Source organism: Streptomyces sp. NPDC057702 (assembly GCF_042799315.1).
In the GTDB taxonomy this organism is placed as follows: domain Bacteria; phylum Actinomycetota; class Actinomycetes; order Streptomycetales; family Streptomycetaceae; genus Streptomyces.
In genome coordinates, this window is record NZ_JBHVJC010000040.1 from 4,642 (window position 1) to 25,208 (window position 20,567).

Here is a 20,567-nt window from a genome sequence, read left to right on the forward strand (position 1 = left end):
CGCCCTGCCGGCGAGGCAGCCCATGCCCACCTGGCCGCAACAAGCGACCCGCACCCACAGGACCACGCGAGGCGGCTCGCGCCCTGCGCGGTGAGACAGCCCATGCCCACCTGACCACAGCAAGCGACCCACACCCGCAGGACCACGTAAGGCACTCGCGCCCTACAGGGTGAGGCAGACCATGCCCACCTGGCCACAGCAAGCGACCCGCACCCACCAGGCCGGACGAGGCGACCCGCGCCCTGCCGGCGAGGCAGCCCATGCCCACCTGGCCGCAACAAGCGACCCGCACCCACAGGACCACGCGAGGCGGCTCGCGCCCTGCGCGGTGAGGCAGCCCGTGCCCACCTGACCACAGCAAGCGACCCACACCCGCAGGACCACGCGAGGCGGCTCGCGCCCTGCGCGGTGAGGCAGCCCGTGCCCACCTGACCACAGCAAGCGACCCGCACCCGCGGGGCCGCGTGAGGCACTCGCGCCCTGCGCAGTGAGGCAGCCCATGCCCACCTGGCCACAGCAAGCGGCTCGCGCCCACCAGGCCGGACGAGGTGACCCGCGCCCTGCCGGCGAGGTGTGCGCGCCCTTCCGATGGAGTGGGGCATTGGTAGCGGCCCGTGCCCGCCGGGCCGGGTGGGGTGGGCTCGCGCCCGCGTGGGGGGTGGTGCGCGGACGCGCCACCGCACGGGGGAACGTCCTGTTCCCGTTCGCGGGGCGTCGCCTGGGCGCCGCTCGCTGGCCACTCCCGGAGCTGAGGATCGGCCCGGTCTTCACAACGCCTGGGAGGGACACATGAGTTCTGCACCACCATCGTCCGTGGGTCTGGATCGGCGCTCGTTCCTCCAGGTGGCCGGTGTCAGCGTCGGCGCCCTGCTCGCCGGGGCCGGGCTGGCCGGGCAGGCGGAGGCGGCGGGTGGTGCCCCACGGCTGCGCGACGAGCCGTTCCGCCTCGGGGTGGCCAGCGGGGAGCCGGCCGCGGACGGCATCGTGCTGTGGACCCGGCTCGCGCCGGACCCGCTGGCCGACGACGGGCACGGCGGCATGCCCCGCGCGGGCTACGCCGTGCGCTGGCAGGTCGCCGAGGACGAGCGGTTCCGTCGCGTCGCCCGCTCGGGCACCGCGCTGGCCCTGCCGGAGCTGGGGCACTCCGTCCACCCGCAGGTGCGCGGGCTGCGGCCGGGGCGTCAGTACTACTACCGGTTCCAGGCCCAGGGCCACACCAGCCCCGTCGGCCGCTTCCGCACCGCGCCCCACGCCCGCTCGGGCGGCGCGTTCACCTTCGCCACCGCCTCCTGCCAGGCGTGGTACCACGGCCACTTCTCCGCGTACCGCGACCTGGTCGCCCAGGACCCCGACGTGGTGTTCTTCCTCGGCGACTACATCTACGAGTACGGCATCACCGCCGCCAACATGTGGCGCGCCGCCCCACTGCCCGGGTCCCGGCACGAGCAGGAGACCAGCACACTGGCCGACTACCGGGTGCGGTACGCCCTGTTCAAGAGCGATCCCGACCTCCAGGCGGCGCACGCGGCGGCGCCCTGGATTCTCACCCCGGACGACCACGAGGTGCAGAACGACTACTCCGACGCGACCTCCTACTACGGCCTGAGCAGGGAGGACTTCCTGCTGCGCCGGGCGGTGGCGTACCGCGCGTACTACGAGAACTGCCCGCTGCCGCCCCTCTCCCTGGCCCACGGCCCCAACGCCCAGCTCCACCGCCGGCTGCGCTACGGCAGCCTGGCCACCCTGCACGTGCTCGACGGCCGCCAGCACCGTGGCGACAAGCCGGCCAGTGTGAAGGAGCAGTACGCGCCGGAGCGTTCGATGCTGGGGGCCGCCCAGGAGCGGTGGCTCTACCGTGGTCTGCGCACCGCCGACACCCGCTGGAACCTGCTGCTCCAGCAGGTCGGCCTGGTCAAGGTGACGGAGAACCGCGTCGACCAGTGGGACGGGTTCCCGGCCGCGCGGCAGCGGCTGCTCGACGTGCTCGGCGAGCGGGGCGTGGCACCCTCCGTCGTCTTCACCGGTGACTGCCACCGCTCGATCGCGGGCGATCTGCTCGCCGACTTCGCCAACCCCGAGTCCGCCGTGGTCAGCAGCGAGTTCCTGGGCACCTCGATCGCCTCCGACGGGGACGGGGCGGCGAGCGACGACTACGCCAAGGACTGGCTGCAGCATCCGTGGATGTCGTTCTACGACGGCCGGCGCGGCTATGTCCTGGGCGAGGCCGCGCGGGACGCGGTGAGCGTCGAGTACCGCGCCGTCCCCTACGTCCGCGCCGACAACCAGGCCGGCGGCTTCGCGCTCGACCGGTTCCGGGTCGAGCACGGCCGTCCCGGCATGCGAAAGGTGAGCTGATCATGACCGACCCGACCACGACGACCGCGACCCTCGGTGCCGTGGGCCACGCCCCCGGCACCGTCTCGGGGCTGACCGCCACCGGCGGGCTCGCCACCGTCGAGTTGGCCTGGCGCCCCTACCGTGGCCAGCTCGTGGACCACTACGAGGTGTACGTCTCCGAGCGCGCCGGCCGGGGTGGGAACCTGCCCGGTTCGGCGACCCTGCTGGGGCGCACCGTCTACCCGCACCTCACCCACCGGGTCGGCCCCGAGCCGCTCACCCGGCACTACTCCGTGACCGCCGTCGTCGCCTCCGGCGCGCGGACGCGGCCCGCGCGCGCCGTGTCGGGCGTCAACGAGCGCTCCGTGGCGGCGGGCCGGGCGGTCGCCCGGGTGGGCGACTTCGACCACAAGGGGCTGGAGTTCGCGCTGTCGCCGGACCAGAGCGCGCGCTACCGGGCCACGTTCCCCACCGGCGTCGACTACCGGTACGGGACCTCCACGCCGGGCCGTGACTGGCCCTATCTGCACCCGGGTCCCAACGACTCCTGGGCCGGCCGCAAGGAGCACACCTTCGCGCTCCGCTTCGCGCTGGACGCGGCGCCACGGGAGGACCTGGGCTTCGCGCTGTGGCTGATCGACGCGCACGCCTCCAGCGCGGGCACCGCCGAACTGACCCTGAACGACCGCCCGGTGCGCACCCTGGAGTTCCGGGGCGGCGCCACCCGTGGCTCCCTGGAGGGCGACGCCACCCGTCCGGGCAGCGTGCTGAAGCCCTCGTACTACGAGTTCCCGCTGGCCGCCGGGCTGTTCACGGCCGGCGAGAACGTGCTGCGACTGCGCAAGACCAGCGGGTCCTGGATCGCGTACGACGCGCTGGGGGTCTTCGCCGCCACGTGAGTCCCCGACATCCCGGGCGCCCCGGCCCGTCACCGTACGCGGTGCCGGCCGGGGCGTTCGCGTGTGCCGGCCGGGGCGTTCGCGTGTGGCGGGCGGGCGGCGGGGCCCGGGGCCGGGCGGGTTCAGCGGCGGGTGAACCACGTGACCGTGACCTCGTTGGCGAACGACGTACGGTCGCTGACGCGGAAGGGGGTGGGGCCGAACTCCCCCGCGATCACCGGCACGCCCGCGCCGGCGACCACCGGGTAGCTCTTGAGGACCAGTTCGTCGATCTCGGGCAGCAGCGCGCCCGCGAGCCGGCCGCCGCCGCACAGCCAGATGTCGCCGCCCGCCGCCCGCTTGAGGTCGCGGACCAGGCCGAGCGGGTCGTCGGCGACGACGGTCACCCCGGGGGCGGGCGCGGCGGCGAGCGTGCTGGAGACGACGTACTGCCGCAGGTGCGCGTACGGGCTGGGGAACCCGGCGTCCAGGGCTGGGCGGTAGGTGCCGAGGCCCATCAGCACGGTGTCGAAGCGCGCGTTCGGGACGTCGGTGAGGCCGTGGTCGGCGCGTAGGAAGGTGGGGACGGTCTCCGGGTAGCGCGCGTTCATCCACGCGGTGTACTCGGCGGCCTGCGCCGCCTCGCCCCGTGGGTAGAAGTCGTACTCTCCGCCGGGGCCGGCGATGTAGCCGTCGAGGGTGACGGCGACGTAGTAGACGAGCTTTCGCATTCAGATAACTCCAGGCGTAGTACTCTGCTTGAGGTGGCGTGAACGTAGTACTACAAATGGAGTGGTGTCAATGGTGCGCAGGAACGACGAGCGGCGGGCGAGCCTGGTCGACGCGGCGATCGAGGTGCTGGCCGCCGAGGGCGCGCGGGGGCTGACCTTCCGGGCGGTGGACACCCGGGCGGCGGTCCCCGCCGGCACGGCCTCCAACTACTTCGCCCACCGCGACGACCTGCTCACCCAGGCCGGCGCCCGGGTCTACGAGCGGCTCCAGCCCGACGAGGCGACGATCGCCCGACAGCGCGCGAGCGGGCGCGGCCGGACGGCGTACGCGGAGCTGATGCGCGAACTGGTCGAGCGCGTCAGCGACTTCCGGCCCGGCTACCTGGCACTCCTCGAACTACGCCTGGAGGCCACCCGCCGGCCGGCGCTGCGCGCGGTGCTCACCGAACGGGTGCGGGCGGACCTGGCGGCCAACGTGGCCTACCACGAGGAGTCCGGGCTGCCGGGCGACGCGACCGCGGTGCGCCTGCTCTACCTGGCGCTCAACTGGCTCATCGTCGAGCAGCTCACCCTGCCGGACGTGCTCTCCCCCGCCGAGCGGGAGCGGCTCGTCACCGCCGCCGTCGAGCGCGTCGTGACGGAGTAGGGCGGCCGACGGGGAGCGCGGGCGCTACTGGTCGGAGGAGAAGCGCACCGCGCCCGCCGGGATGGCCGCGTCGCACCACACGCGCACGCCCGCGCGCAGTTCGTTGTCGGCGCCCACGCTCGCGCCGTCGCCGACGACCGCCTCGTCCAGGACCGTCCGGTCACCGATCCGGGCGCCCGCACCGATCAGCGAGTCCCGCACTCGCACGTCCTCGCCGACGACCGCGCCGGCCAGCACGGTGCTGCCCTCGATCCGCGCGCCGGGGCCGATCTCGGCCCCCGAACCGACCACGGTCCCGCCGGTGAGCTTCGCGTCGGCGGCCACCCGCGCCCCCGGCAGCACCAGCCGCTCCCCGCGCCGGCCGGGCAGGGCCGGCGAGGGGGCGCGGCCGAGCACGAGGTCGGCCGAGCCACGGACGAACGCCCGCGGGGTGCCCAGGTCCAGCCAGTACGTGGAGTCCACCAGGCCCTGCAGGTGCGCGCCGGCGGCGAGCAGCCCGGGGAAGGTCTCGCGCTCCACGGAGACCGGCCGCCCGGCCGGTATCGCGTCGATCACCGAGCGGTTGAAGACGTAGGCGCCCGCGTTGATCTGGTCGGTGACGATCTCCTCGGCGGTCTGCGGCTTCTCCAGGAAAGCCGTGACCCGCCCGGTCGCGTCGGTGGGCACCAGGCCGTACGCGCGCGGGTCGGCCACCCGGGTCAGGTGCAGCGAGACGTCGGCGCCGGTGTGCCGGTGGGTGGCGACCAGGGCGTTGATGTCGAGCCCGGTGAGGATGTCGCCGTTGAAGATCAGCACCGGGTCGTCCGGGCCCGAGCGCAGGTGGGAGGCGACGTTGCGGATGGCCCCGCCGGTGCCCAGCGGCTCGCGCTCGGTGACGTACTCCAGGTGCAGCCCCAGCGCGGAGCCGTCGCCGAAGTAGGGCTCGAAGACCTCGGCCAGGTAGGAGGTGGCGAGCACGACGTGTTCGACCCCCGCCGCGCGGGCGCGGGCGAGCTGGTGGGTGAGGAAGGGCACGCCCGCCGCCGGGACCATGGGCTTGGGCGTGTGGACCGTCAGCGGGCGCAGCCGGGTGCCCTTGCCACCGACCAGGAGGATCGCTTCTGTCACCTTGGCGTCTCTGCTTCCTGCGGGGCGTGGCTCACGGGCTGGCGCACCCCCCGGGCGCGTGGCCCGGAGGGTGGTCGGCCAGTGTATGCAGCCGGTGGGGGTCCGGTTCGCCCCGGTCAGCGTGGTCCAGCGGTCACCGCCCCTGGAGCTGGGCGGCGACGCTGCGGGCCGCGCCGAGCCTGCGGTAGAGCTGGGTGCCGGGGCAGTCGGTGGTGAAGCCGTCCCGGTGTCCGGAGATCACGTTGAGCCGCACCGTGACGCCCTTGCGGTACTTGTTGCTGCCGCCGGAGACCAGGTACGTGCTGGCGCTCGGGTCGCGGCCGTGTAGGCCCAGCTTCCACGCGGTGAGCCGGGCCACGGCGCGCACCGCCGCGCGCGGGGGCGTGGAGCGGGAGTAGGTGCCGAGGACCGCGATGCCGGTGCTGTTCGAGTTGAAGCCGAGGGTGTGGGCGCCGAGCACGGGCTTGCCGGGACCGCCGGCGCGGCCCTCGTAGATGTTGCCGCACTTGTCGACGAGGAAGTTGTAGCCCAGGTCCCGCCAGCCGCTGCTCTTCACGTGGTAGCGGTAGATGCCACGGATCACCGCGGGCGCCTGCGCGCAGCGGTAGTTGTTGCCGGTGGCGCTGTGGTGCACGAAGGCCGCCTTGACGGTCTTGGTGTAGCCGAGTCGGCGCTCGCGCAGCCGCTCGTCGGCGCTCCAGCCCTTGCGTAGGACGATGCGCGGCCGGGGCGCGAGGTAGCGGCGCTTCCAGGTGCGCCGCGCGTCCACCTCCGCCGCGCTCTCCTGGGGCAGGACGAGGTCGGCGGCGACGGCGCGGGTCTGGTCGAGCACCAGGTGATCGGTGCCCGTCTCGACCCAGGTCTGGCCGTCCACGGCCGCCTCGGCCCCGGACCCCTCGGCGTCCCCGGGCGCGCGCTCGGCCGGCGGCTCCCCGGCCTCGCGGTCGGCCTGGTCCGCCTGATCTGTCTGGTCGGTCTGATCCGGCTGGTCGGTCTGGTCCGAGCGGTCGGGATGGTCCGCGCGGCCGACCCCGGTGGCGGGCTCGGTCGGGCCCGCCGACTTGGCGGTGTCCGTCGTCGGCGGGTCGCCCGGGTCCACCAGTTCCAGGCGCAGCCCGGCGGGCAGGCGCCCGGCCGGCGCGGCGCCCTCGGCCCCGGGGTGGGCGTGCCGGTGGTCGGCGGCGGGGCGGCGCGCGGAGCGTGTCGTGTCCCCGGCCGGGTCCGCCGGGTCCCCGGTGGTGGCCGACGCGTCGTCGCCGGGGTGGCTCGCGGGGGCCTGGGGCTGGACGCGGACCCGCACCCCGTCCGAGTCGCCGACCCACAGCGGGGCGGTGGCGCCGCGCACCGTTCCCGCGCTCCGGTCGGCCCCGCCGAGGTCGGGGGCGTCGCCGCCGTGCGTCTCGACGTCCTGCCAGCCCGACCAACGGCCGGTGCCGGTGGCCCGGGTACGTACCTGGACGCGGCCGGACAACTCGGCCCGCGCGTCGTCCCAGACGACGCCGACCAGGGAGAAGGGCCGCACGTCGCGCGCCTGGACGCCGTACTCGGGCTCCGCGTTCGCGCGGCCCTGGCTCGCCGCGGGCCGGGCCAGCGGGGACAGCGGGAGCGACTGGGTACTGCCGGGCAGGGCCGCGCGCGGGGGCGCGGCGTGGGGGACGACTCGGGGGGCCGCTATGGCCCCCGGGCCGCCGGTGAGCGGGAGTGCCAGGGCGGCCGTGCACGCGACGCCGACCGCGGAAGCTAGGTATGCACGCATACCGAAATGCTGAACATCGCGGACATATCTGTCTATTCGGGCCATGCCGGACGGTTGACGAAGACGCTCGCCACCGTCCCCGGGGCCGCCCCGGGTTGACTGCCCGCCAGGGCGCCCGACGCGTACCCTTGCGCCGATGAACGCCACCGATCGCACCCCCGCCGACCTGCTGCGATCCGCGCTCGCCGCGGACCCGGCGCGTCCCCTTGTGACCTTCTACGACGACGCCACGGGCGAGCGCGTCGAACTCTCCGTGGCCACCTTCGCCAATTGGGTGGCGAAGACCGCCAACCTGCTCCAGGGCGACCTCGGCGCCGAACCCGGCGACCGCCTCGCGCTGCTGCTGCCCGCGCACTGGCAGAGCGCGGTGTGGCTGCTGGCCTGCTCCTCCACCGGCGTCGTCGCCGAACTCGGCGGCGACCCGGCCGCCGCCGACCTGGTGGTCAGCGGCCCGGAGACGCTGGACGCGGCACGCGCCTGCTCCGGGGAGCGCGTCGCGCTGAGCCTGCGCCCGCTGGGCGTGCGCTTCCCGCAGCCGCCGCCGGGGTTCATCGACTACGCGGTGGAAGTACCGGCGCAGGGCGACCGGTTCGCCCCCTTCGCGCCCGTGGACCCGACCGCGCCCGCGCTGGTGGTCGGCGCGGGCGGCCCGGGGCTCTCCGGGACCGAGGTCGTCGAGCGGGCGCGGGCCGACGCCGCGCGGCGCGAGCTCGCGCCCGGCGCGCGGCTGCTGTCCGGGCTCTCCTACGACACCTGGGAGGGCCTGTCAGCCGGGCTGCTGGCACCGCTGGCCGCCGGCGGCTCCGTCGTCCTGTGCCGCAACCTGGACCGGCTTTCCCCCGCCGAGGTGGACCAGCGCCGGGCGGCCGAGCGCGTGACGGCCCTGGTCACCGAGGAGACGGGCTGACCCGTCGCGGAGGCCGGTCCCGGCGCCAGCCATCCGCCGGCCCGGCGCCGGCCGCGCACCGCCGCTGACCTGGCCCGCCGCCCGCGCGGTACCCCGGACGGCGCACCCGGGGGCCGGACAGCGGGCCGGGGCGGGCCGGGCGGGCGATGATCGTCGTGACGCACCACGACGCGCGGGTCCGCCGCGTGCGCCCCGTGCGCGGCGGACCGCGCGCCGTGGGCTCCGCGGGGTCAAGGCCCGCGGGGGAAGGACCCCGACGTGACGGACAGCCTCACTGGTCCGGGCGCAGACCCGGACGCGGACCCGCCGCCGCCCGCACCGCGCCGGCGGCGCTGGTTGCGCTGGACGGCGGTGATCGCCGCCTGTCTGGTGCTGCTCGTGGCCGGTGCGGGCTGGGTGCTCTACGAGCGGCTGAACGGCAACATCACCACCGACGACGACACGGCCGAACTGCTGCGCAAGTACGAGGCGGAGCGGCCGACGGTGCTGGTCAAGGGCGCCCAGAACATCCTGCTCATCGGCAGCGACGACCGGCGCGGACGCAACGGCCGCTACGGCCGCGACCTGGGCACCCAGCGCTCGGACACCGCGATCGTGCTGCACCTGTCGCGCAAGCGGGACCGCGCCACGGCGGTCAGCATCCCGCGCGACCTGATGGTCCCCATCCCGCACTGCGAGCGGCCCGGCGGCAAGCGGCAGAAGGCGGTGTTCGGCCAGTTCAACTACGCCTTCGAGAAGGCGGGGGCCGCCTGCGCGATCCGTACCGTCGAGCGGCTCACCGGCGTGCGGATCGACCACCACATGATCGTGGACTTCGACGGCTTCAAGCGGCTGGTGAACGCGGTGGGCGGGGTCGAGGTGTGCCTGACCGCCCCGATGCGGGACGCGAAGGCGCGGGTGGACCTGCCCGCCGGGCGCCAGACGCTGGACGGCGAACGGGCGCTGGGCTTCGTCCGCGCCCGGTACGCCCTGGGCAACGGCAGCGACACCCAGCGCATCGCGCGACAGCAGGCGTTCCTGAGCTCCCTGGTGCGCAAGGTGCGGGGCAACGGGGTCCTGCTCAACCCGACCAAGCTCTACCCGGTGCTCGACGCGGCCACCTCGGCGCTGACCACGGACCCGGGGCTGAACTCGTTGCGAGATCTGTACAACCTGGTGCGTGGCGTACGGGACATTCCCTCGGACAAGGTCGATTTCCTCACCGTTCCGCGCCGCGCCTACCGACACAACGCGGCGCGCGACGAGCTCGTACAGCCCGCCGCCGACCTCCTCTTCGCCCGACTACGAGAGGACCGCCCGGTGACGTCCGGGCAAAGCACAGCCGAAGCGGCCGACGAGGTCGCCGACAACACTGGCGGAAAAAACGGCACAAAGGGCGATAAGGCGACCAGGAAGGCGGCCCGGGAGGCTCGCTCCGTCACCCTCCCCGGAGTCGCGCCGACCGCACGTGGGCTGTGTGAGAAGAGACGGTGAAAAACCCCGCCCGGTCCTGTCACGGCGCCGAAGGGATGGGGCAAATTGCCCAGTTGTAGGGACGGGCGAACGGGCACCGGCGTCGCTGCCGCATGAAGTGGGCGGATAGTGTGAGCGCTCCGGAGCGCTGGACCAGGCTTTTCCGCGCCCTGCACCAGACGAATGACCGCGCGCCGAGGGGGAGGCGCCGCGTGGCACCGATGGAGGACACAGGCGACCGTGGACGCGCAAGGCCGTGGGCAGGCGGGCGAATTCGATCCCGCTGATCAGTGGGTGTTCAATCCGGACACCGGCAGCTACGAGCTGCGACTGCACCCCGCCGAGGACAGCCAGGAGCCTCCCGCGCCCGCACCCGGCGGCAGAGCCGCGGCCCGGGAGGCCGCCCGCCGCCGTGCCGTCCCCGAGCAGCGCGGGCGCCGGGCCGCGCAGCGCGGCCGGGAGACGCGGGGGGCCCAGGAGGCCAAGGAGAAGCCGGGCGGCGCCACCGTGCCGCAGCAGTCCGGGCCCGTCAGCCGCCGCAAACCCAAACCGAAGAAGTCCAAGACCAAGAAGGTCCTCATCTGGGGCGGCGGGACGATGGCGTTCCTGCTGGTGGGCGGCTCGGTCGCGGCGTACCTCATCTACCAGCACCTCAACGGCAACATCAAGAAGGTCGACGTCGGCGAGAACAACCCCGCCGTCATCGACGGGCCCGTCAACATATTGGTGATCGGCACCGACACGCGTGCCGGCAAGGGCAACGGGAGCTACGGCGACAAGGACAGCGTGGGCCACGCGGACACCACGATCCTCTTCCACGTCTCCGAGGACCGCTCGAACGCCACCGCGCTGAGCATCCCGCGCGACCTGATCACCGACGTTCCCGACTGCACGGTCAAGCAGGACGACGGCACCCGCAAGGCCATTCCCGGCAAGAGCCAGGTGCGGTTCAACACCAGCCTCGGCCAGGACGGGCGCGACCCCGGCTGCACCTGGAACACCGTCGAGAAGCTGACCGGCCTTGAGGTGGACCACTTCATGATGGCCGACTTCAACGCGGTCAAGACGCTGTCCTCGGCCGTCGGCGGCGTCGAGGTGTGTCTGGCCCGCGACATCGACGACCCGAAGTCGAAGCTGAAGCTCGACGCGGGACGCCACACGATCCAGGGCGAGGAGGCGCTCGCCTTCGTCCGCACCCGCCACGGCGTGGGCTTCGAGAGCGACCTGGACCGCATCAAGCTCCAGCAGCAGTTCCTGAGTTCGATGATCCGCGAGATGAAGTCGGGCGGCACCTTCTCCAACCCGAAGAAGATGTGGAAGCTGAGCAACGCCGCCACCGACGCCCTCACGGTCGACACCGGCATCGGCAACGTGAAGAAGCTGATGGATCTCGGCAAGGACCTGAGCAAGGTCAACATCAAGAACATCACCTTCGTGACCGTTCCGGTCTTCGACAACACCGACCGGGTGACCGTGCTGCTGGACAAGCCCAAGGCGGAGCCGCTGTTCTCGATGATCCAGGAGGACGTGTCACTCACCGAGGTCAAGAAGAAGGAAAAGGCGGCCAAGGGCGAGGAAGCCGCGCGGCTGAAGGGAACCAAGGCCGATCCCGCGAACGTTCGGGTGAAGGTGCTGAACGGCAGCGGCAAGCTGGGGGCAGCGCAGGAGACGGTGACGTGGATGCAGAACGACGAGGGGATAATTCACAGCACCAACGGCCAGAACGCACCGTCCGACATCAAGAAGACCACCTTGGAGTACGCGCCCAACCAGGCCGACCAGGCCCGACGGCTCGCCGCCAGCATGGGTCTGCCGGGGTCCGCGCTCAAGCCGGGCACCGTGGAGGCCGACCCGATGGCGGAGATGACGTTGACCCTGGGCGCGGACTACAAGGGCAAGGGCGTTCCGATCACCGCCCCGCGCAAGGCACCGGAAGGTGTCCAGCGCATCGGGGCGGACGATAAGAACGTCTGCGCGAAGTAATCTGCGATTGCGCCCGCCCCATCAGGCCGGCACCACGACCGAGTAACGGGGAGGCCCCATGCGGCACGGCGGTACGCGAGGGGGGCGATCGAGACGACGCGTCCCAGAGGCCGGCGAACTCGGCTGGGACGACAGCCTGTACGAGGGCGGCGCCGCGCCGGCCGACCCCGAGGCCGGAGCCGGCCGCGCCGAGACGCCGGTGGTGCCCGGCGCGCGCTCGGCCCGTGGCGGCGGCGCTCGTGGCCAGGGAGGTTCCGGCACGCGACGCGGCGGGCGACGCGCGCGGGGCGCCGGCCCGGCGGCCACCGCCACCCCGGCCGTGGCCGGTGGCGGCGACGACACCGAGCGTGAGGGCGGCGGCTTCGAGGGCGGCGGCGTACCGGCGCCGCGATCCGGTGGCTCCCGCCGCGCGGGCAGCCGGCGGCGGGTGCGGGAGCGGGGCAAGGGCCGGCGGATACTGCTGTGGACCGCGGGCGGACTGGCGCTGGTCATCCTCGGCACGGCCGGCGCCGGCTACCTCTACTACCAGCACCTGAACGGCAACATAAGGAAGGACACCCTCAACCTCGGCGAGAACCGGCTGGACCGCAGCGCGCCCAACGCCGACGGCCAGACCCCGCTGAACATCCTGCTGCTGGGCTCCGACAGCCGGAACACCGAGGCCAACCTGAAGCTCGGCGGCTCGCGCGCGGACGCCGACCGCAAGCCGCTGGCCGACGTGCAGATGCTGGTCCACGTCTCCGCCGACCGCAGCAACATGTCGGTGGTCAGCGTGCCCCGCGACACCCGGGTGACCATCCCCAAGTGCATCGACGACGACGGCACGGTCTACCCGGAGTCGGACCGCAACATCATCAACTCCAGCCTCCAGAACGGCGGCCCCGGCTGCACCGTCGCCACCTGGGAGGCGCTGGCCGGAGTGCCGATCGACCACTTCATGATGATCGACTTCGCGGGCGTGGTGGACATGGCCGACGCGGTGGGCGGCGTGCCGGTCTGCGTGGACAACAACGTCAGGGACCCCGACTCCGGCCTGCGCCTGGAGAAGGGCGAACACGACATCAAGGGCAAGCAGGCCCTCCAGTGGCTGCGCACCCGGCACGGCTTCGAGGACGGCAGCGACATCGGCCGGGCCAAGGCCCAGCACATGTACATGAACGCGATGGTCCGCGAACTCCAGTCCGGCACCAAGCTGACCGACCCGGGCAAGCTGATGGACCTGGCCGAGTCCGCGACCAAGGCGCTCAAGGTGGACCCGGGCCTTGGGACCGTCAAGAAGCTGTACGACCTGGGCAACGACCTCAAGCGGGTGCCGACCAAGCGCATCACCATGACGACGATGCCGTGGGTTCCGGACCCGCGCAGCCAGGCGCACGTCGTCCCCAAGCCGGGCGACGCGGACAAGATCTTCGAGCTGATCCGCAACGACATCGCGCTGGACGGCAAGGACAAGAAGAAGCTGCCGAAGAAGACCACCGAGCCCACCGAGCCCGCCGCCCCCAAGGGTGAGATCGCCGTCGCCGTCCAGAACGGCACCGGCAGCCCCTCGCTGGCCCCCGTGCCGCAGCGCGCCTCGGTCATCGCGGACGCCCTGATCGCGAACGGCTTCCAGCAGGCCATCGCGGACGTGACGCCCAAGCCGCAGGCCACCACGACGGTGACGTACGCGACCGCCGAACAGCGGGCGAACGCGCTGGCCGTGGCCTCCTCGCTCGGCCTGCCCAAGAGCGCCGTCCAGCTCTCCGCCGGCCTGCCGCAGGTGACGGTGGTCGTCGGCGCGGACTGGCGGGAGGGGACGACGTACCCGAAGCCGGCCGGTGGCGGCGGTACGGACTCGGGCGCCGGCCAGGGCACCGACGGCGAGCGGCGCGACGAGGAGACCAAGGCGCCGGACAGCGCGAACCCGCTCAACGGTGACGACAAGAGCGCGTGTATGAAGGTCAACCCGGTCTACGCGTTCTGACCGACGCGGCCCCCGGACTCGGCCCCGACCCGTGCGAGCGTCAGGCGGGGTCGGGTCCGGGCGGGGCGGTGGAGCCGGCGCGTGGACCGGTGGCGGGGTCCGGCTGGACCTGGTCCTGTCGGGCGCCGCCGGCCAGACCGTGTTCCCAGGCCCAGGCGGCGATGCCGACCCGGTTGCGGGCCCCCAGCTTGGCCTGCGCGTTGGCGATGTGGGTCTTGGCGGTGCCCGCCGTGATGAAGAGCCGCGCGCCGATCTCGGCGTTGGTCAGTCCCTCCGCGACCAACCGGACGATCTCCCGTTCCCGGCCGGTCAGCGGCGAGGTCCCGGCGGTGACGGCCGGGGCGGGCGCCGGGGTCAGCGTACGGAGCAGCCGGACCGTGATCTGCGGGCTGATGAGGAGGTCGCCGGCCATCGCGGCCCGTACCCCCTCGATCAGCAGCCCGGGGCCCGAGCGCTTGAGCAGGAACCCACAGGCGCCGTCGCGCAGCGCCGTACGGACGTAGTCGTCGTGGTCGAAGGTGGTCACGACCAGGACGCGCAGCGGGTCGGGTACGCCGGGGCCGGCGAGGCGGCGGGTGACCTCCAGACCGTCCAGGCCCGGCATGCGGATGTCCGCGAGGACCAGGTCGGGCCGGAGGGCGCGGGCAAGTTCGACGGCGGTGAGTCCGTCCGCCGCCTCGCCGACCACGCTCATGTCGGGCTGGGAGTCCAGGATCAGGCGGAAGCCGCTACGGACGTCGTCCTGGTCGTCGGCGAGCAGGACGCGGGTCGGGGCGGGGGGCTGGGTCACGGGTTCTCCTGGGTGGGCGCGGCCGGCAGGACGGCGGTGAGCCGCCAGCCGCCGTCGCCGTGCGGGCCCGCGGCGAGCGTTCCACCGAGGGCCTGGGCGTGTTCGGTCAGGGCGGGGAGGCCGAGGCCGCCCCGGGTGGCGCGGCGGTGGGACGGGGCGGCGCGGGTGCCGCGCTCGTTGGTGACCTGGACCCGCACGCCGGCGGGCGTGGTCAGCAGCGCGACGGTGGCGCGCGGGGCGTCGGGCGCGTGCCGCCGGATGTTGGTCAGCGCCTCGACGACGATGCGGTACGCGGCGGCGCCGGCCTCGCGGGAGAGCTCGTCGACGACCCGCTCGGGCAGGTCCAGGCGCGCCTCGGTGGCCCCCGCCGCGCTGAAGTCGGCGACCAGGGTGGGCAGGTGGGACACCCCGGGCAGCGGCTCGGTGGCGGCCTCGGCGCCGTGCAGCATCCGTACCGTGCGGTCCATCGCGGCCAGAGCGCTCAGCCCCGCCTTCTCGATGCGCTCCAGGGCGAGCACCGCGTGGGCGGGGTCGGTGGCCGCGACGAACCGGGCCGCCTGGGCCTGGACGACGATGCCGCTGATGTCGTGGGCGACGAAGTCGTGCAGGTCGCGCGAGAGACACAGGCGCTGGGCCCGGCGGGCCTCGGCCACCGCGCGCCGACGCCGCGCCTCCTGACGTCGGGGGTAGCCGCCGCCGGCCACCGCGCCGGCCACCGGCAACAGCCAGAAGGCGGCGGCGCCGACGCCCTCCAGGAGGGAGGCGCCCGCGACCAGCGGCACGGGCCACAGCGCCACCGCGAGGGCGGTCGGTGGGAGGGCCAGGGCGAGTTCGCGCCGGGGCGACCAGCGGGTGAGCGCCGTCAGCAGGAGCAGCAGCACGCCGGCCTCCGCCAGCTTCACGTGGGCCTGGATGTCGCCGGCCGGCACGGCGAAGCTGGTGGCCAGCGAGAGGGCCGCGCAGGCCGTGGTGGGCCAGGCCAGTCGGGCCCGGTTCCGCCGCACCACGGCCAGGGGGCGGGCGAACGCCCAGGTCAGGGTGGACACGGCGGCGAGTGGCGGCAGCGCCGCGACGGCCAGGCCGATGGATTTCCACATGACGGAGAGCGTACGGGCGCCCGGTGCGGCCGGCCTCTGCCGATCGGCGGAGGCGGGCCGGGTGCCGGGGCGATCTCTGTGCCGATCGGCGGATGGGAACGAGGGGGCGCCCGGGGCGAGGCTTGAGCCGTTCGACCGAGACGGCGTCAAACGCCCCCGAAGTCTGGAGAGTTCCCCATGCGCAACGCAGCGATCGGCAGCGCGGCGGCCCTCGCCGTCCTGGCCGGCCTGGTGGCCGCCGGCCCGACCCCGGCCGTCGCCCGGTCGGCCACGGAGAAGGTGTCGGCGACGGCGGCCGGCGCCCCGAAGTCGGCGAGGACCGCGAGCGTTGACGGCTCGGCGCGCGTCTTCTACGTCGAGTCGCCCGACGACGACATCCGCTTCACCGTCCACGCCCGGCAGCGGCCGTTCACTCTCACGACGGCACCCCGCGACCCGCGCGGCATGGCGACCGACGCCGTGGGCACGCTGCGGATCAGGCACACGACGCGGGACGGGTCCGTCGGGTGGGCCACGGCGGAGGTGGACTGCCTGGTCACCAGCGGTCGGACGGCGACACTGACCGCGGTCGTGACGGAGTCCAACGCCGAGGAGGTCGGCGCCCGGCTCGGCGTCAGCGTCCAGCAGGGGACGGGGGGCGCGCCGGACCGACTCGGCTTCTCCTGGGGCGTGGTCAACGTCGACCCGGGCCACGTGGACGACCAGGGGCGGCTCCTCCAGCCACAGGCCGGTTCGTGCATGGCGCCCGCGCCGTTCACGACCGTGGTCAGGGGCGGCTTCACGGTGCGGCACGCCGAGATCCGGAAGAACCCCGGGCGCGTCCAGGGGGCGGACCGCCGTGGCTGACACGCTGACCGCGCCCGCGCCCGTACGGCTCGCGCCCCGGGTCCCCGGCTCCGTCCGGCTGGCGGCGCACGCCGCCGCCCTGACCCTGGTGCCCTCCGGGTTGTGGCGCGTGGGCGTCGCCCTCGGCATGGACTCCGGGTTCTCCGAGGGGCCCCTGGGCCCCGGGCGCTTCCCCAGCGGGGTCTCCCTGTACCTGATCGGCCTCAGCCTGTGCGCCGAGGTGCTCGGGCTGCTCACACTGGGCCTGGTGCACCGGTGGGGCGAGGAGGTGCCGCGCTGGGTGCCGCTGCTGGGTGGCCGGCGGATTCCCGTCCTGGTGGCGGTGGTTCCGGCCGCCACCGGCGCGGCGCTCGTCACCTACATCACCGTCGCGGGCGCCCTGGAGTGGAACGGCCCGCAGGCCATGGGCGCCCCCGAGTCGCCCGACGGCGGCCACTACTGGCTGATGACCCTGTGCTACCTGCCCCTGCTGGCCTGGGGGCCGCTGCTCGCCCTGGTCACGGTGGCCTACTACCGCCGCCGGCGCCGGGGGTGAGCGGGGCGCCGCTCGCGCCACGCTCCCGGGGCAGGTGGCCCGCGCGCACGGGTCCGCCCCGCCCCCGGCGAGCGCTTCGGGTGGGGTCGCACGGGCCACCGCGTACGCCGAAGGGCACGGTCGCGGCGGACGGGGTGCGCCGGTGCGCGCCGGTGGCCGGCTGGCTGTTACGCGCCGGTGGTGGCACGGCCGGGGGCGTACGGGCGCTCAGGCCCCCGGGCCGCTGGGGGCGACCGGGGAGCGGCGGCTGGCGATGACCTTGCGGGCCAGCGACGGGGGGCTGGTGAGGAAGCCCCAGCCCCAGGACATGTGCATGGTGACCAGCGCCAGCGGAACGCGCAGCCGGGCGCCGACCGGCAGCCCCCTGCCCGCCGGGACGGAGCCCACCACGATCGCCGCGAGGTAGCCGCCGGGGACGACCAGGCCCCACGGGGTGAGCGTGAGGCCGACGGCCAGGCCCGCGGCGATGGCCACCAGGGCGGCCGGTGGGGCGAGGTAGCGCGGGTTGATCGAGCCCCGGTGGTAGCGGGCGACCACGTGCCGCCAGCGGCCGTAGTCCCGGTACTGCCTGGCCAGCGCCCGCACGCTCGGCCGGGGCCGGTAGGAGACCTTCAGCTCGGGCGAGAACCAGATCAGCCCGCCGGCCGCGCGGATGCGGAAGTTCAGCTCCCAGTCCTGGGCGCGAACGAACTCCTCGTTGTACCCGCCCTGTCGCTCCAGCGCCGCGCGGCGGAAGACGCCCAGGTAGACGGTCTCGGCCGGGGCCGCGTCGCCGCCGGTGTGGAAGGCCGCGTCGCCGACGCCGATCCTGGCGGTCATGGCCGCGGCGACGGCGTGTTCCCAGTCGTTCTCGCCCTCGGCGTGCATGACGCCGCCCACGTTCTGCGCGCCGGTCTCCTCCAGCAGCCGCACCGCGGTGGCGATGTAGTGCGGCGAGAGCATGCCGTGCCCGTCGACGCGGACCACCACCGGGTGCCGGGACGCCTTGATCGCCGCGTTCAGCGCGGCGGGTGTGCGGCCGGTGGGGTTGGGCACCGTGCGCACCCGGGGGTCCGCGCGCACGAGCTCGGCGGCGATCTCCTCCGTACGGTCCGAGGACGGGCCGACGGCGATCACCACCTCCAGCTCGCCGGCGTACTCCTGCTCCAGGATGTGCCGGACGGAAGCGCGCAGATGACGCTCCTCGTTGAGCACCGGCATGATCACGGATACGGCCGGGGGCTGTGGCTCGGACATCCTGCCTCGTGGGTACGGGGGTCGCCGCTCAGGTGACTGCGGGTAGTGCGGGCCACGGTACCGCCAGCGGGGGACACGGCGGCGCACCGGGCGAGTGGCCGCCGGCGCGACGCCCGGCGTGGGGTCAGCGGTCGCTCATCGTATGGACTTACGATGTCCACTTCGCCACATTAGAGCCGCTTTGCTGGATTTACCGCCGTCCCGTTCGCCACTCCTCCCCCACACCACCCGGCTCCTCCTACGCGTCCACCCCGCGTGCCCGCCCACCCCAGCCCGTCGCGGAGGTCTCCCCCAGTGACCCAACCGGCCCGCTCTCCCCAGCCGCCCCGCCCGCGCCGACCGCGCGCGCCCCGTGGATCGGCCGCCCCGCCCCCGGCGGCTCCCCGCTCGACGTCGGCGGGCGGGGGGCGGCCCCGCTGGGGGCGGCGCGTGGCCGTCGGCGCCGCGGCGACGGTGCTGGTCACCGGCGGCGTCGGGCACGCGGTGGTGACCGGCCTGGAGAACGGCATCCAGCGGGTCGACCCCTTCGGGGCGCTCGACCAGCGCCCCTCCCCCGGCGACGGCACGAACTTCCTGATCGCCGGCACCGACCGCCGCGAGGCGCTCTCGGCCCAGGAGCGGGCCGCGTACCGGCTCGGCGGCGAGCCCTGCAACTGCACCGACACCCTGATGCTGGTCCACCTCTCGGACCGGCGGGACCGCGCCAGCGTCATCAGCCTGCCGCGCGACTCGTACGCCGAGATCCCCGCCTACCGCGATCCGGCGACCGGCACCCTCCGCCGCACCCACCCGCAGAAGATCAACGCGGCGTACGCGGAGGGCGGTCCGAGCCTGACCGTGCGCACCGTCGAGCACATGACCGGCGTCCACGTCGACCACTACCTGGAGGTCGACTTCGCCAGCTTCATGCGGACCGTGGACGTGCTGGGCGGCGTCGAGGTGTGCACCGTGCGACCGCTAAGGGACCGCTACACCGGGCTCGACCTGGCCGCCGGGCGGCACACGCTGAGCGGCGGCCAGGCGCTGCAGTACGTGCGCTCCCGGCACGTGGACGGCGCCGCCGACCTGGGCCGCATGCAGCGCCAGCAGCGGTTCCTGGCCGCCCTCGTCGACAAGGCCACCACCAGCGGCGTCCTGCTCAACCCGGTCAGGTTCACCAAGGTGGCCTCCTCGCTGCTCGGCTCGGTACGGGCCGACCGGCAGCTGAGCACCGCCACGCTGGTGGAGCTCGGCAAGGCCATGCGCGGCTTCTCGCCCGCCTCGTCCGAGTTCGCCTCGGTGCCCGTCGGCGACGTCAGCTACCCGGTGCCGGGCGTGGGCTCGACCGTGCGGTGGAACGAGGCGCGGGCCGACAAGCTCTTCGAGGCCGTCCGCGAGGACCGCCCGCTGACCCCGCACCGCCCACGGCGGACCCGGGCCACGGCGGTCGAGGTCGACCCGGCGCGGATCCGGGTCCAGGTCGTCAACGGCACCGACCGCACGGGCCTGGGCGCCCGGACCGACCGCGCGCTGCGCGCGACCGGCTTCGCCACCACCGGCGTGGCCAGCAACGCGCGCACCACCGACGCCACCCACACCGTGATCAGCCACGACCCCCGGTGGGACGACTCGGCCCGCTCCCTGGCCACGGCCCTGCCCGGCGCCACCCTGCGCGCCGTACGCGGCCAGGGCCCGGTCCTACGCGTCACGCTGGGCACCGAACACCGCGGCGTCCGTCCGGTACGCCCGGACCACCCGAGCACCGACGGCGGCACGGCGGTCAAGGGCGACGAGGTGAACTGCTCCTAGCGAGACCAGCGGGCGGCCGGACGAGCTGGCGGACTGGCCGGCTGGCGGACGGGCGAGCGGCCGGACGGGGGCGCGCTCTGACCGTTGGCCCGGCGCCCGACGGGCGGCAGTATGACGGGGAACGCCGGCGCGCGGGGGTGCGCCGCGACGACGGTCCGCCCCGTGGGGACGGGGCGGCGGGGGGAGGACGACGTGAGGGTACGAGGACTCGGCGCGGCGGCGACCGTGGCGGCCGTGGGCGCGTTGCTCGTGGGCTGCGCGCGGGCGGACCGCAGCGAACTGGTCACGTGGACCGACGAGCACGGTCGGGCCTGCACCGGCGTGGTCGTCATCGACGCGGAGGACAACGACCGCGAGATGACCAGCCTCGACTGCGACTACGCCCCGGCCGGCAGGGAGCCGGGACGCACCACGACGACGCCGGTGCCGCGCTGACGCCGACGCCGCCCGTGGCGGAGCGGGACGGGTGGGGTTGGGTGGAGCGGGGTGGAACAGGGCGGGGTGGGACGCCGGAC

At 74.4% G+C, this 20,567-nt stretch carries 17 protein-coding genes and 1 pseudogene; 11 read left to right on the forward strand and 7 right to left on the reverse strand.

Annotation, left to right across the window (positions count from 1 at the left end):
• Positions 1-789 precede the first annotated feature (789 nt).
• On the forward strand, positions 790-2,355 hold the full coding sequence (locus tag ACFVFR_RS26465; RefSeq protein ID WP_383706056.1) for an alkaline phosphatase D family protein: 1,566 nt from the start codon (positions 790-792) through the stop codon (positions 2,353-2,355).
• A gap of 2 nt (positions 2,356-2,357) precedes the next feature.
• On the forward strand, positions 2,358-3,236 hold the full coding sequence (locus ACFVFR_RS26470; protein ID WP_383706058.1) for a polysaccharide lyase family protein: 879 nt from the start codon (positions 2,358-2,360) through the stop codon (positions 3,234-3,236).
• Positions 3,237-3,358: 122 nt separating this feature from the next.
• On the opposite strand, the gene ACFVFR_RS26475 is transcribed toward ACFVFR_RS26470, so the two are convergent.
• Complete coding sequence (locus tag ACFVFR_RS26475) at positions 3,359-3,946, reverse strand: dihydrofolate reductase family protein (protein WP_383706060.1); 588 nt, start codon at positions 3,944-3,946, stop codon at positions 3,359-3,361.
• 70 nt (positions 3,947-4,016) lie between these two features.
• On the opposite strand from ACFVFR_RS26475, the gene ACFVFR_RS26480 reads away from it, so the two are divergent.
• The gene (locus tag ACFVFR_RS26480) at positions 4,017-4,592 is read left to right on the forward strand and encodes a TetR/AcrR family transcriptional regulator (RefSeq protein WP_383706062.1); all 576 of its coding nucleotides are present in this window, start codon (positions 4,017-4,019) and stop codon (positions 4,590-4,592) included.
• A 24-nt stretch (positions 4,593-4,616) separates the two neighbouring features.
• Here the strand turns inward: ACFVFR_RS26480 and ACFVFR_RS26485 are convergent, their stop codons facing one another.
• Both ACFVFR_RS26485 and ACFVFR_RS26490 read right to left on the reverse strand, forming a co-directional pair.
• Complete coding sequence (locus ACFVFR_RS26485) at positions 4,617-5,699, reverse strand: sugar phosphate nucleotidyltransferase (protein ID WP_383706064.1); 1,083 nt, start codon at positions 5,697-5,699, stop codon at positions 4,617-4,619.
• Positions 5,700-5,832: 133 nt separating this feature from the next.
• On the reverse strand, positions 5,833-7,455 hold the full coding sequence (locus ACFVFR_RS26490; RefSeq protein WP_383706066.1) for an N-acetylmuramoyl-L-alanine amidase: 1,623 nt from the start codon (positions 7,453-7,455) through the stop codon (positions 5,833-5,835).
• Between the two features lie 136 nt (positions 7,456-7,591).
• Here ACFVFR_RS26490 and ACFVFR_RS26495 point away from each other — a divergent pair, with 136 nt between their 5' ends.
• The 4 genes from ACFVFR_RS26495 to ACFVFR_RS26510 all read left to right on the forward strand — a co-directional run bounded on the left by ACFVFR_RS26495 (position 7,592) and on the right by ACFVFR_RS26510 (position 13,760).
• Positions 7,592-8,362 (forward strand): TIGR03089 family protein, encoded by a 771-nt coding sequence (locus ACFVFR_RS26495; protein ID WP_383706068.1) that lies wholly within the window; start codon positions 7,592-7,594, stop codon positions 8,360-8,362.
• Between the two features lie 258 nt (positions 8,363-8,620).
• Positions 8,621-9,835: an LCP family protein gene (locus ACFVFR_RS26500; RefSeq protein ID WP_383706070.1), complete on the forward strand. Its 1,215-nt coding sequence runs from the start codon at positions 8,621-8,623 to the stop codon at positions 9,833-9,835.
• Positions 9,836-10,054: 219 nt separating this feature from the next.
• Positions 10,055-11,797, forward strand: a complete 1,743-nt coding sequence (locus tag ACFVFR_RS26505; protein ID WP_383706072.1) for an LCP family protein — start codon at positions 10,055-10,057, stop codon at positions 11,795-11,797.
• A 58-nt stretch (positions 11,798-11,855) separates the two neighbouring features.
• Positions 11,856-13,760, forward strand: coding sequence for an LCP family protein (locus ACFVFR_RS26510; protein WP_383706074.1), 1,905 nt, complete (start codon positions 11,856-11,858; stop codon positions 13,758-13,760).
• A gap of 40 nt (positions 13,761-13,800) precedes the next feature.
• Here the strand turns inward: ACFVFR_RS26510 and ACFVFR_RS26515 are convergent, their stop codons facing one another.
• The 3 genes and pseudogenes from ACFVFR_RS26515 to ACFVFR_RS26525 all read right to left on the reverse strand — a co-directional run bounded on the left by ACFVFR_RS26515 (position 13,801) and on the right by ACFVFR_RS26525 (position 15,647).
• On the reverse strand, positions 13,801-14,172 hold the full coding sequence (locus ACFVFR_RS26515; RefSeq protein WP_383706154.1) for a response regulator transcription factor: 372 nt from the start codon (positions 14,170-14,172) through the stop codon (positions 13,801-13,803).
• Between the two features lie 24 nt (positions 14,173-14,196).
• Positions 14,197-14,550, reverse strand: a pseudogene (locus tag ACFVFR_RS26520) (response regulator transcription factor); the annotation flags it as partial.
• Positions 14,547-15,647, reverse strand: a complete 1,101-nt coding sequence (locus ACFVFR_RS26525; RefSeq protein WP_383706076.1) for a sensor histidine kinase — start codon at positions 15,645-15,647, stop codon at positions 14,547-14,549. The gene ACFVFR_RS26525 and the pseudogene ACFVFR_RS26520, both read right to left, overlap by 4 nt.
• A gap of 177 nt (positions 15,648-15,824) precedes the next feature.
• Between ACFVFR_RS26525 and ACFVFR_RS26530 the strand changes: the two genes are divergently transcribed.
• Both ACFVFR_RS26530 and ACFVFR_RS26535 read left to right on the forward strand, forming a co-directional pair.
• Positions 15,825-16,493 carry a hypothetical protein gene (locus ACFVFR_RS26530; protein WP_383706078.1) on the forward strand — a complete coding sequence of 223 codons (669 nt, stop codon included), beginning with the start codon at positions 15,825-15,827 and terminating at the stop codon, positions 16,491-16,493.
• Positions 16,486-17,028: a hypothetical protein gene (locus tag ACFVFR_RS26535; RefSeq protein ID WP_383706080.1), complete on the forward strand. Its 543-nt coding sequence runs from the start codon at positions 16,486-16,488 to the stop codon at positions 17,026-17,028. Before ACFVFR_RS26530 ends, ACFVFR_RS26535 begins: the two co-directional genes overlap by 8 nt.
• Before the next feature lie 207 nt (positions 17,029-17,235).
• Here the strand turns inward: ACFVFR_RS26535 and ACFVFR_RS26540 are convergent, their stop codons facing one another.
• On the reverse strand, positions 17,236-18,264 hold the full coding sequence (locus ACFVFR_RS26540) for a glycosyltransferase family 2 protein (protein WP_383706082.1): 1,029 nt from the start codon (positions 18,262-18,264) through the stop codon (positions 17,236-17,238).
• Positions 18,265-18,558: 294 nt separating this feature from the next.
• Between ACFVFR_RS26540 and ACFVFR_RS26545 the strand changes: the two genes are divergently transcribed.
• The gene (locus ACFVFR_RS26545) at positions 18,559-20,052 is read left to right on the forward strand and encodes an LCP family protein (RefSeq protein WP_383706084.1); all 1,494 of its coding nucleotides are present in this window, start codon (positions 18,559-18,561) and stop codon (positions 20,050-20,052) included.
• A 192-nt stretch (positions 20,053-20,244) separates the two neighbouring features.
• A complete protein-coding gene (locus tag ACFVFR_RS26550) occupies positions 20,245-20,487 on the forward strand; it encodes a hypothetical protein (RefSeq protein ID WP_383706086.1) in 243 nt (80 codons plus the stop codon).
• Positions 20,488-20,567: the final 80 nt, after the last annotated feature.

Bases quoted from the DNA above. Each gene is read 5' to 3' on its own strand.
- ACFVFR_RS26465 (WP_383706056.1), top strand. From the start codon at position 790: ATGAGTTCTGCACCACCATCGTCCGTGGGTCTGGATCGGCGCTCGTTC.
- ACFVFR_RS26470 (WP_383706058.1), top strand. From the start codon at position 2,358: ATGACCGACCCGACCACGACGACCGCGACCCTCGGTGCCGTGGGCCAC.
- ACFVFR_RS26475 (WP_383706060.1), bottom strand. From the start codon at position 3,946: ATGCGAAAGCTCGTCTACTACGTCGCCGTCACCCTCGACGGCTACATC.
- ACFVFR_RS26480 (WP_383706062.1), top strand. From the start codon at position 4,017: ATGGTGCGCAGGAACGACGAGCGGCGGGCGAGCCTGGTCGACGCGGCG.
- ACFVFR_RS26490 (WP_383706066.1), bottom strand. From the start codon at position 7,455: ATGCGTGCATACCTAGCTTCCGCGGTCGGCGTCGCGTGCACGGCCGCC.
- ACFVFR_RS26495 (WP_383706068.1), top strand. From the start codon at position 7,592: ATGAACGCCACCGATCGCACCCCCGCCGACCTGCTGCGATCCGCGCTC.
- ACFVFR_RS26510 (WP_383706074.1), top strand. From the start codon at position 11,856: ATGCGGCACGGCGGTACGCGAGGGGGGCGATCGAGACGACGCGTCCCA.
- ACFVFR_RS26515 (WP_383706154.1), bottom strand. From the start codon at position 14,172: ATGGCCGGCGACCTCCTCATCAGCCCGCAGATCACGGTCCGGCTGCTC.
- ACFVFR_RS26525 (WP_383706076.1), bottom strand. From the start codon at position 15,647: ATGTGGAAATCCATCGGCCTGGCCGTCGCGGCGCTGCCGCCACTCGCC.
- ACFVFR_RS26530 (WP_383706078.1), top strand. From the start codon at position 15,825: ATGCGCAACGCAGCGATCGGCAGCGCGGCGGCCCTCGCCGTCCTGGCC.
- ACFVFR_RS26540 (WP_383706082.1), bottom strand. From the start codon at position 18,264: ATGTCCGAGCCACAGCCCCCGGCCGTATCCGTGATCATGCCGGTGCTC.